Raw genomic sequence first — 11191 nt, forward strand, 5'->3', positions numbered from 1 at the left:
CGATTACATACACGCCGCGATGCGTTAGTCATCCGGCGACACGAAAACTGAGAGTGATTACCGTCCCATGAGCAATACCCGAGATCTTGAACGCGCCGAACTGCACAAAACCATCTGGCGCATCGCCAACGACCTGCGTGGCAGCGTTGATGGCTGGGACTTCAAGACCTACGTTCTTGGCATGCTGTTCTACCGCTTTATCTCGGAGAACCTGACCAACTACCTCAACGAACAGGAGCGCCTCGCGGGCAGTGCGGATTTTGACTACAGCGATTTGGCAGACGCCCACGCTATCGTGGGTCGTTACGAAACGGTTCAGGAAAAGGGCTTCTACATCCTGCCTTCGCAACTGTTCGCCAATGTGCGCAAGCGCGCCCGCCATGACCCAAACCTCAACGAAACCCTGTCGCAAGTGTTCAAGGACATTGAGGCCTCGGCGTTGGGCGCTGGTAGCGAGGACGACTTCAAGGGGCTGTTCGATGACCTGGACGTCAACAGCAGCAAGCTCGGCCCCACTGTGGCCAAGCGCAACGAAAAATTGGTCAAGCTGCTCGACGCCATCGGCGATCTGCCGCTGGGCAACAGCTCGGGCAATTTTTCCGACAACAGCATCGACCTGTTCGGCGACGCCTACGAATACCTGATGCAGATGTATGCCTCCACTGCCGGCAAGTCCGGTGGCGAGTTCTACACCCCGCAGGAAGTCTCCGAACTGCTGGCCCGCATCACGGTGGTAGGCAAGAAGGAGGTCAACAAGGTTTATGACCCAGCCTGTGGCTCCGGCTCGCTGCTGCTCAGCTTTTCCAAGGTGCTGGGACACAACAAGGTGCGTCAGGGCTTTTACGGGCAGGAAATTAACCTCACTACCTACAACCTGTGTCGGATCAACATGTTCCTGCACAACGTGAACTACGAGAAGTTCAACATCGCCCACGGCGACACGCTGACCGACCCAGCCCACTGGGATGACGAGCCCTTCGAGGCCATCGTCTCCAACCCGCCGTACTCGATCAAATGGGATGGCGATGCCAACCCGCTGCTGATCAACGACCCGCGCTTCGCGCCGGCCGGCGTGCTCGCGCCTAAGAGCAAGGCCGACCTGGCCTTCACCTTGCACATTCTCAGCTGGCTGGCAGTCAACGGCACGGCTGCCATTGTCGAGTTCCCCGGTGTTCTCTATCGCGGCGGTGCGGAAGCCAAGATTCGCCAGTACCTGATCGACAACAACTACGTCGATGCCGTCATCCAGTTGCCGCCGGATCTGTTCTTCGGCACCACCATCGCGACCTGCATCGTCGTGCTGAAGAAGTCCAAGCGCGACAACGCCACGCTGTTCATCGACGCCTCCAGCCTGTTCGTGCGCAGCGGCAACAAGAACAAGATGTTGCTCGATCACCAGCGGAAAGTCCTCGACGCATTCACCGCTCGCCAGAACATCGACCATTTCGCACGCATGGTGGAGAACGGTGACATCGCCGCCAACGGCTACAACATCGCCGTCTCCAGCTACGTCGAGCAGGCCGACACCAGCGAAGCGGTAGACATTCGTGAGCTCAACGAGAAAATCAGCGGCATCGTTGCCCGGCAAACGGAGCTGCGAAAGCAGATCGATGCCATCGTTGCGGATCTGGAAGGAGCCCAGGCATGAGCGAGCAACCAGCAGGGGAGATCATTCTTTACCAACGTGGCGATGCAACCGCCATCGATGTACGGCTAGACGGCGATACGGTCTGGCTGACCCAGGAGCAGATGGCGGAGCTGTTCGGCAAGGCCAAGTCGACCATCAACGAGCACATCAAGAACGTCTTCGAGGAAGGCGAGCTGGTGCCGGAGCAGGTGATGAGAAAAATCGGAATTTCCGAATTTTCTACCAAGCCGACCAACTTCTATAACCTCGACGTCATCATCTCGGTCGGCTACCGGGTCAAGTCGCAGCAGGGCACGCGCTTCCGCATCTGGGCCACCGAGCGCCTGCGTGAATACCTGGTCAAGGGCTTCACCATGGATGACGCACGCCTGAAGAACCTGGGCGGCGGCAGCTACTGGAAAGAACTGCTGGATCGCATCCGCGACATTCGCTCCAGCGAGAAGGTGCTCTACCGTCAGGTGCTCGACCTGTACGCCACCAGCGTGGATTACGACCCCAAGGCCGAAGCCAGCGTGGTGTTCTTCAAGGCCGTACAGAACAAGCTGCATTACGCGGCCCACGGCCAGACGGCGGCGGAGGTGGTCAGGCAGCGTGCCGATGCCGGTAAGCCTTTCATGGGCCTGTTGTCCTTCAGTGGCAAGCAGCCCACCAAGGCCGAAGTCACCAACGCCAAGAATTACCTCAACGCCGACGAGCTAAAACGCCTGAATACGCTGGTTTCGGCCTATTTCGACGCCGCCGAATTTCGCGCCATGAACCACGAGCCGACCTATATGAAGGATTGGCTCGCGCACCTGGAACAACTGATCCTGGCCATGGGCGGCAAGGCCCTGGAAGGCGCCGGCAAGGTCAGCCACCAGCAGGCCATTGCTCACGCCGAAACGGAATACGCCAAGTTCCGTGCCCAGTTGGCTGAGCAGCCCAGTGAGGTGGAAACGGCCTATCTGGAAGCCGTGAAGACGGTGCAGAAGAAAATTACCGGGAAGAAAAAGCCATGAGCCGGATTGATGCGCTGATCGCTGAGCTTTGCCCGGATGGGGTGGAGTTCAAGGCCCTCGAAGAGTTGGGTATGACCTACGGCGGGCTAACCGGAAAAACTAAGGCTGACTTCAGCGACGGTAATGCCCGATTTGTTTCCTACAAGAACATTTTCAATAACCTCGCGGTCAATCTTGACCTCAATGACTTTGTCAAAGTCGGTCCTGACGAGAGCCAGAATTCTCTGGCGATTGGTGATGTGCTTTTCACGGGCTCATCGGAGACACCTGATGAAGTAGGAATGTCAGCGGTAGTCTTGGAGAAGCCATCGGAAGCCACCTTTCTCAATAGCTTCTGCTTCGGCTACCGGTTCAATGACGATGAACTGCTTTTGCCAGGTTTTTCGAAATACATTTTTCGGAGCGATGTTGTTCGCCAGCAGATTGTCATGAGCGCGAGTGGTGTGACGCGCTTCAATATTTCTAAGAAGCGATTTTTGAAGGTACGTATTCCAATTCCGCCTAAAGAAATTCAGCAGAAAATTGTGAAAATTCTTGATGCGTTTACCGAGCTTGAGGCGGAGCTTGAGGCGGAGCTTGAGGCGCGTCGCTGGCAGTACAAGTACTACCGCGACGCCTTGCTCGCTTTCAGCGATCAAGATATTCGCTGGGCCGCGATGGGCGAGGTCGGCGAGTTCTTCCGAGGTCGGCGTTTCACCAAGGCTGACTATGTAGATGTCGGCGTTCAATGCGTTCACTACGGTGACATCTACACGCAGTACGGCACTGCTACCGAAAAGACGGTCTCACATGTGCGCCCTGATATGACTTCGTCGCTCCGCTTTGCGCAGCCAGGCGATTTGATAATCGCTGGCGTGGGCGAGACGGTCGAGGATGTGGGCAAGGCTGTGGCATGGCTCGGCCATGACGAAGTGGCGATTCATGACGACTGCTTTGCCTTCCGGCATTCGCTGAACCCACGGTTCGTTTCCTACTACTTCCAGAGCACGGCGTTTCACGCGGAGAAGAACAAGTTTGTCGCCCGAGCCAAGGTGAAACGCTTGTCCGCAGAAAGCCTGGCCAAGTTGGCCATCCCCGTTCCTTCGCCAGAGGAGCAGGCACGCATCGTCGCTATCCTCGACAAGTTCGATGCGCTGGTAAATGACATCTCCATCGGTCTGCCTGCCGAGATCGCCGCTCGCCGTCGGCAGTACGCCTACTACCGCGACCGTTTGCTCACATTCAAGGAAGCCGCATGAGCATTGAGAACCAGCCCTATCGCTACGAGGCCATTGCACTCTCCAACGAGAGCACCGTGGTGGCCGAATTTCTGCCGGATGCGCTGGGTGTGCGCGAGACCGGCTACCAGAGCGAGGCGGCGCTGGAGAGTGCTTTTATCGAACAACTGCAGCGGCAGGCCTATGAGTACCTGCCGATCAGTTCGGAGGCCGAGCTGGTCGCCAACCTGCGGGCCCGGCTGGAGCAGCTCAACAAGATCGAGTTTTCTGACACGGAGTGGCAGGGCTTCTTCACCACCTGCATTGCGGGCACCAATGATGGCATTTTGGAAAAAACTGCGCGCCTGCAGGAGGATCACGTCCAGGTCTTGAAGCGCGACGACGGCAGCAGCAAGAACATCTACCTGATCGACAAGGCCAATATCCACAACAACGTCTTGCAGGTGATCAACCAGTACGAAACGCCCACCGGCGAGCAGGGCGGCAAACACGCCACACGCTTTGATGTGACGGTACTGGTCAACGGCCTGCCGATGGTGCATATCGAGCTCAAGCGCCGTGGGGTGGACATCCGCGAAGCCTTCAACCAGATCAACCGCTACCAGCGCGACAGCTTCTGGGCGGGCTGCGGCCTATTTGAATACGTGCAGCTGTTCGTGATCAGCAATGGCACGCTGACCAAGTACTACAGCAACACCGTGCGCGACGGCCATTTGAAGGAGCAGTCCGGCAAGCGCAGCAAAAGCAAAACTTCCAACAGCTTTTCCTTCACCAGTTGGTGGGCCGACGCGCGCAACCAGCCCATCACCGAGCTGGTGGGCTTTACCAAGACCTTCTTTGCCAAGCATTCGCTGCTGAACGTGCTGACCAAGTACTGCGTGTTCGATGTGGATCGCAAGCTGCTGGTGATGCGCCCCTACCAGATCGTCGCCGCCGAGCGCATCCTGCAGCGCATTGCCACCTCAACCAATCACCGCCAACTGGGCACTGTGGCGGCAGGTGGCTACATCTGGCACACCACGGGCTCGGGCAAGACGCTGACCAGCTTCAAGGCCGCCCAGCTCGCCCGTGGCCTGCCGGACATCGACAAGGTGCTGTTCGTGGTCGATCGCAAGGATCTGGACTACCAGACCATGCGCGAATACGAGCGCTTCGAGAAAGGCGCGGCCAACTCCAATACCTCGACCTCGGTGCTGCAGAAGCAGCTGGAAGACCCGAACGCGCGGATCATCATCACCACTATTCAGAAGCTCTCGCGCTTCGTGGCCAAGAACAAGAAGCACCCGGTGTACGACGCGCATGTGGTGGTGATTTTCGACGAGTGCCACCGCAGCCAGTTCGGCGACATGCACAGCGAAATCACCCGCGTGTTCAAGCGCTACCACCTGTTCGGTTTCACCGGCACGCCGATCTTTGCGAAGAACTCGGGAACCGGCGGCAACCCGTTGCGCCGCACCACCGAGCAGGCCTTTGGCGACAAGCTGCACACCTACACCATCGTCGATGCGATCAACGACAAGAACGTGCTGCCGTTTCGCATCGACTACATTAATACCCTCAAGATGCAGGCGCGGATCAAGGACAAGCAGGTCTCGGCCATCGACACCGAGCGTGCCCTGCTGGCACCGGAGCGCATCAGCCAGATCGTCGGTTATATCCGCGAGCATTTTGATCAGAAGACCAAGCGCGCCAGCACCTATCGCCATGACGGCAAGCGAGTAGCAGGCTTCAACTCGCTGTTTGCCTGTGCCTCGATTGATGCGGCCAAGCGTTACTACGCGGAATTTTCCGCGCAGCAGCAGGCGCTGCCCGAGGCCCAGCGCCTCAAGGTTGGGCTGATCTACAGCTTTGCTGCCAACGAGGACGACGAAGACGGCCTGCTTGGCGAGGAGGAGTTCGAGGCCGAGGGGCTGGATCAAAGCTCGCGGGATTTTCTGGATGCCGCGATCAAGGATTACAACGCGCTGTTCGCCACCAGCTTCGACACCTCGGCGGACAAGTTTCAGAACTATTACAAGGATCTGTCGCAGCGCCTGAAGAAGCGCGAGCTGGACCTGGTCATCGTGGTCAACATGTTCCTGACCGGCTTCGACGCCACCACGCTGAACACCCTGTGGGTGGACAAGAACCTCAAGGCGCATGGCCTGATCCAGGCGTATTCGCGCACCAACCGCATCCTCAACTCGGTGAAGACCTACGGCAACATCGTTTCCTTCCGCAACCTGGAGCAGGAAACCAAGGATGCGCTCGCCCTGTTCGGCAACAAGGACGCCAAGGGCATCGTACTGCTGAAGCCTTATGCCGAGTATTTCGCTGAATACCAGGCGCGCGTCGACGAGCTGCTCGACAAATTCCCGCTGGGGCAGGCCATCGTCGGCGAAGCGGCGCAGAAAGCCTTCATCAAGCTGTTTGGCTCGATCCTGCGGCTGAAAAATATCCTGACGGCCTTCGACGATTTTGCCGGGAGCGAGATTCTCAGCGAGCGGCAGTACCAGGATTACCAGAGCGTCTATCTGAATCTGTATGCCGAGTTCCGCACTACGTCCGAAGCGGAGAAGGAGTCGATCAACGACGACGTGGTCTTCGAGATCGAGCTGATCAAGCAGGTCGAAATCAACGTCGACTACATCCTGCTGCTGGTCGAGCAGTACCTGAAGAAAAAGGGCTCGGGCGAAGACAAGGAAATCCGCGCCACCATCGAACGCGCCATCAATGCCAGTCCCAGCCTGCGCAACAAGAAGGATCTCATCGTTCAGTTCGTGGAGTCGGTGAACACCAGGGCCAAGGTGGACGCTCAGTGGCAGAGCTTTATGGCGGCCAAGAAGACCGAGGAACTGGAGCGCATCATCAAGGAGGAAAACCTCAACGCCGATGCTGCGCGCGAGTTCGTTGAACAGGCGTTCCGTGATGGCTCAATCCCCACGGCTGGCACGGCAATCACCAAGATTCTGCCGCCGGTATCGCGTTTCTCCCAGGGCAACGGTCATGCGACCAAGAAGCAGACAGTGCTGGGCAAGCTGGCAGTGTTCTTCGAGCGTTATTTCGGGTTGGTTTGACGCGGGGAAAACCAAAAAAGAAATGAGCGAACCAACAGCATGGGCAGCCTACTGGTTGCCCATGCTGTTTATGTTGGGGTTATTGAGATGAGTTTTCTCTGGCGCTCAGCAGCCTGAAAGTCAGGCATCCGGACAGGATGCCGGTGAACATAGCTTCGGCAGTCAAGACGCGTACTGGCATCATTCCTCACAGGTAGCCCTGCTCCGCCATGGACACGCAACCTTCGTGGCCTACGACCACATGGTCTAATGTCCGTACCCCGACCAGGTTCAGTGCGTCCCGCAGTTTGTGGGTCAGGTGACGGTCAGCCTGGCTGGGTTCGGGATCGCCGGATGGATGGTTGTGTACCAGTACCATTGCTGCTGCGTTGTGCTCCAGAGCAACCTTGACGACCTCTCGTGGATAGACGCTGGCACCATCAAGGGTGCCGCGAAATACTTCCTCAAATGCGATCACCCGGTGCCTGCTATCGAGCATGAGCAGTGCGAACACTTCATGCTCGTATCCGACCAACAATGCCTGCAGGTGGCTGAATACTTCATTGGGTGAAGTCAGTGCACGCCCCCTGCGTAGACGCAGGCTGGCCAACTGCTTAGCCATTAGCAGAATGTCGCTTTCCGTAACCGGCGACTCGACCAGGTAGGTGCCGGTCGTGTCACTGGCTTTCAGCTTGTGCAGGCGCATGGCGGCCTCCTTGGTTTTGGTCTGTGGACGGGTTTTGACGAGCAACTTTTGCGTCAAGCTTGTCAGCCAGGCTGGCTTTGGTTGGGTGGAGTGAAGCGGTGGGCGCTGCTGCAGGGGCTTCACCCTCGGGGTAGAACTCTTCAACGATCGCGCTGGCATCCTCCTCGCTGTCTTCGAACGCACCGTTGCCGAAGCCGCGTCGTGCAGCTTCATCTAGCGCGGCCTGATTGAAGCCAGCAGCCTGACGCCGTGAGTCGAGCTCATTGGCGGTCACCAGTGCCTCTGCCATATCCATCCCACCGCGTACCGTCAGGTCGGCGTAGAAGATTGGCGTGCCGTGGCTCTGGCGAGTCGACTTGCCCCGCAGACGCAGTTCCAGCGGCAGACAGGCCAGGCGGTTACCCGAGATGGCTTGGAAGTAATGCAGGCGAGCTGCCAGGGTGCGGATGCTGTTGAAGCCCGTGGTGCGAAACACAAAGCTGCCCAGCGGATCTTCATCGCCAATAACCACATTCAGTCGGCCGTAGGGCTTGCAGGCACCGCCTTTGGCGAGCGGGCAGGCATCCGGTGAAGGGCAGGGCAGTGACTGCATGCCGTCCTGGGTAACCCGCTTGCAGGTCTCACCATTGCCGACGCAAACAGGTCGGCCCGATTGCCGGTCGAACAGCGTGTAGTCGGCGCGGAAATTCAGCTCCGGTTCATTAAACAGCAGGCGTACCGGAATGCTGCGCAGCTTGTCGTCCTTGCCATGACGCAACTCGTCATTGAGCGGGTGCAGCAGCCAGCCGTCCTTACCCTGCACTTGGGACGTGATGGTGAATTGGTCATCCTTCTCCGGCAGTCGCTTGCCGTTTTTCTCGATGACCTTGCCGATGGAAATCCGCCCGAGCACTGGCGGAGTGATAGCCAGACCTTTGAGCATGGTGATTCTCCTGGAAATGAAAAAGGCCAGCCAGGCAGCGCTAACTGCATGGACTGGCCAAGGGGAGGGATGGAGTAGTTGAGTTTCAGCCGACCAGGAAGCGCCGTGCACCTGGTTTCAGCAGTGGGTACTTGGCCTGCAGGTAGGGCTTGTCCTTGAGCAGTTGCGCGACATCGAGGCCGATGCTGTCCTTGGCTTTGCGCCAGCTGACATAGCCGCTGGAGAACTCCGCCCGACTGGCGTCGCCCATAGCCTGCTGCAGCATTTGCTTGAGCTCGGCCTCACGTTTCTCCTTGTCGGCAATCGACTGACGCACGGCCTTAAGCTCGATATAGGCTGCAGAGAGCCCAGCATGCTGGCTGAAGTCGACGACCTGGCCGTTGTCCTCCGGGTAGAGGCAGCGCAGGGCCGACTCAGCGGAAGCCGTGCCATCAGTCGGTGGTGGCGTGTCGGTTTCCACGTAGTGCCAGAACTGGCGCTCCAGCTCGATCAGCCGAGCGATCATCTGCTCATCTCGCTCGATGCGGTGGATCTCCAGCATCTGGCCACCCAGCAGTACCGCCACATCAGCCGCCTGCTTGCCGGTGACGGCGAGCTGGTGCATCACCTGCAGCTGCACATACTCTGGCACGCCCTCTTTCCAGAGGCGTGCCCCGTTTATGCCGGCTGTCTTGCATTCGAGGATCTGCACATCGTCAGCCCCGATCACCTCGCGGTCGATGTTGGCGAGCATCCAGGGCAGCTCCGGATCCGGATGCTGGAGCACGGCATTGATGCGCCGTACCTTGTTCTTGGTGCGGTTGCTGTAGTGCCAAGCCACGATGGGCTCCAGCACGTTGCCCCAATACATCGGGCTTTCCTCATCCTGAGGATCGGCCTTCGGCATGCCAGCATCGCGACCGGTCTTCTCCATCCACAGTTCCAACTGCGATTTATAGGGGTTGAGGCCTACGGCAGCCGCAGCGTCCGAACTGCCGATACCTTGCTTGCGGATCTGCAGCCAGTCCCCGCGCGGCAGCTCCTTGGTGCTGACCAGACGCAGGGCCGGGCGGGATTTGCTGGTGCTGCGACTCAATGAAGTGGCTTTCATAATGTTCACCTTGCAGAAATAGAAACGCCCGACCTGCAACGAAGCGGGCCGGGCGTTATGGGGTGGGTAGAAGGTCAGGCGACCAATTGCAGGGCGGTATCCAATGCGCGCTGTTTGATCTGGGCGCCTTGGCCGAACCATGCAGAGTCGAGGCGGTACTCCGCGCTGCGTGCCCGGCGCTCGTGATCGACGTACTCGGTCACGGCATTGAGCAGGCCCCAGGCGGTGCCGCGTGCCGAGTCCAGATGGCTGCCGCGACCACGGCCTTCGTACAGCTCCTGCACTTTGCGCAGAGCGCGTTCGTTGGGCAGTTGCTCCGGCAGTGCGCCAGTCGGGCTGGTCTCGCACATCACGTTCATGAAGAAGCCCAGTGCCTCATGCCACTGCACCTTGCGTTCAGCCAGGTGGCGCATGCGGTACATAAAGTCGTCCCATTGCGAGACAGCGATACCCAGCTGCTTCTTCACCAGATCGCCGTCGAAGCGGGTGCTGTGCGGAACCTTGATCGCACGGCTGGTGCCGTCCAGGGCGATGGTCAGCGTGTTGTTGCAGACTACGCGAATAGTGGTGGGCGTTGCCGTGGTGGCCAGGGTGCCGTCGCAGGAAGTAGCCAACAGCAGGTAGCCATTGACTTGGTCGTTGCCCTTGAGTGCAGCGCCTTGCCCGGTACGCGCCAGTGCCCAGAACTTGCGACCGCCCTTGAGCACGCCAGCGGTTTCCAGCTCGTAGCCAGATACCTCGGTCAGGTCCCGGTAGAACTCCAGCACCTCACGAGGCTGCACGGTGTGATAGCGCTTCGAGACGACCGACAACGGTGCCTTGGTGTCGGAGCGGTAGAGCACCTTCTGCTCGGGGAATGAGTGGATCGCGCCCAGATGGCCGATGGCGTCCGACTTGAAGTGCACGGGGCTTTCCTGGATCTGCCAATCCATGCCGGCTTCGCGTTGCCAGATTTCGATAGGTTGCTTTTGCGGCAGGTTGTTGCCCAGTCCATGCCATGGTGCGGCACCAACATAGGCCATGGTTTCGACGAGATGAGCCATGAGAAGGATCTCCAATGAGTGGTTTCGACTGCATATGGGATTGATTGCGTTGATGCGGATGGCGGATGTGTTAAATGCTGCGGAATGTGCTCCCGCAATTCAGGCACTGGCAGTTGTCCACGAAAGAGCTGTCTGCCATATCGCCGACCTGCCTTCCGGCTACAGTTCCTGCTGTTGCGCCTAATAGGCCGCCTAGCAGCGCGCCGGCAAAACCACCGAGCGCTAAACCTAACGGGCCTCCGACTGCGCCAACCATCGAGCCAAGCTTTGCGCCGGTAATTGAGTTGGCGGCACCACCAATGGCCCCCGTGACGCCACCAAGGCGCTCACCAACCTGGCGGCCTGCATGACGACTTATGACGTTTGTGGATTTACAGAATGGGCAGCTGATCATGATGGCTTCCTATCAGTTGTTTTGAGAGAGATGTTCGTTGGCAAAAGAAGCCCGCCTCAGCCAAGTAGGCCGGAGTGGGTTCTGATGAAGGGTTTGCCAATTTAACAATTGATATATATGCAACTGAGATGTGTTCAG

At 58.6% G+C, this 11191-nt stretch carries 8 protein-coding genes; 4 read left to right on the plus strand and 4 right to left on the minus strand.

The window, feature by feature from the left end:
- The first annotated feature begins 67 nt into the window (after positions 1–67).
- From HZR81_RS08025 to HZR81_RS08040, 4 genes are read left to right on the plus strand one after another with little or no spacing between them, the layout of a single operon-like run.
- Positions 68–1648: a type I restriction-modification system subunit M gene (locus HZR81_RS08025; RefSeq protein WP_500127770.1), complete on the plus strand. Its 1581-nt coding sequence runs from the start codon at positions 68–70 to the stop codon at positions 1646–1648.
- Positions 1645–2646: a virulence RhuM family protein gene (locus tag HZR81_RS08030; RefSeq protein WP_290344248.1), complete on the plus strand. Its 1002-nt coding sequence runs from the start codon at positions 1645–1647 to the stop codon at positions 2644–2646. The genes HZR81_RS08025 and HZR81_RS08030 overlap by 4 nt, the downstream gene beginning before the upstream one ends.
- A complete protein-coding gene (locus tag HZR81_RS08035; RefSeq protein WP_500127771.1) occupies positions 2643–3884 on the plus strand; it encodes a restriction endonuclease subunit S in 1242 nt (413 codons plus the stop codon). The genes HZR81_RS08030 and HZR81_RS08035 overlap by 4 nt, the downstream gene beginning before the upstream one ends.
- The gene (locus tag HZR81_RS08040; RefSeq protein WP_500127772.1) at positions 3881–6919 is read left to right on the plus strand and encodes a type I restriction endonuclease subunit R; all 3039 of its coding nucleotides are present in this window, start codon (positions 3881–3883) and stop codon (positions 6917–6919) included. Before HZR81_RS08035 ends, HZR81_RS08040 begins: the two co-directional genes overlap by 4 nt.
- Before the next feature lie 187 nt (positions 6920–7106).
- On the opposite strand, the gene radC is transcribed toward HZR81_RS08040, so the two are convergent.
- The 4 genes from radC to HZR81_RS08060 form a co-directional block, all read right to left on the minus strand.
- Positions 7107–7604: a RadC family protein gene (radC, locus tag HZR81_RS08045; RefSeq protein WP_500127773.1), complete on the minus strand. Its 498-nt coding sequence runs from the start codon at positions 7602–7604 to the stop codon at positions 7107–7109.
- Entirely contained in the window at positions 7576–8526 is a 951-nt protein-coding gene (locus HZR81_RS08050) for a recombination directionality factor (protein ID WP_500127774.1), read from the minus strand. Before HZR81_RS08050 ends, radC begins: the two co-directional genes overlap by 29 nt.
- An 85-nt stretch (positions 8527–8611) precedes the next feature.
- Positions 8612–9616 (minus strand): YqaJ viral recombinase family nuclease, encoded by a 1005-nt coding sequence (locus HZR81_RS08055; RefSeq protein ID WP_500127775.1) that lies wholly within the window; start codon positions 9614–9616, stop codon positions 8612–8614.
- Between the two features lie 74 nt (positions 9617–9690).
- A complete protein-coding gene (locus tag HZR81_RS08060; protein ID WP_500127776.1) occupies positions 9691–10659 on the minus strand; it encodes a DUF932 domain-containing protein in 969 nt (322 codons plus the stop codon).
- Positions 10660–11191 lie beyond the last annotated feature (532 nt).

It is taken from the genome of Pseudomonas sp. LM13 (genome assembly GCF_041381355.1).
Lineage (GTDB): Bacteria > Pseudomonadota > Gammaproteobacteria > Pseudomonadales > Pseudomonadaceae > Stutzerimonas > Stutzerimonas frequens.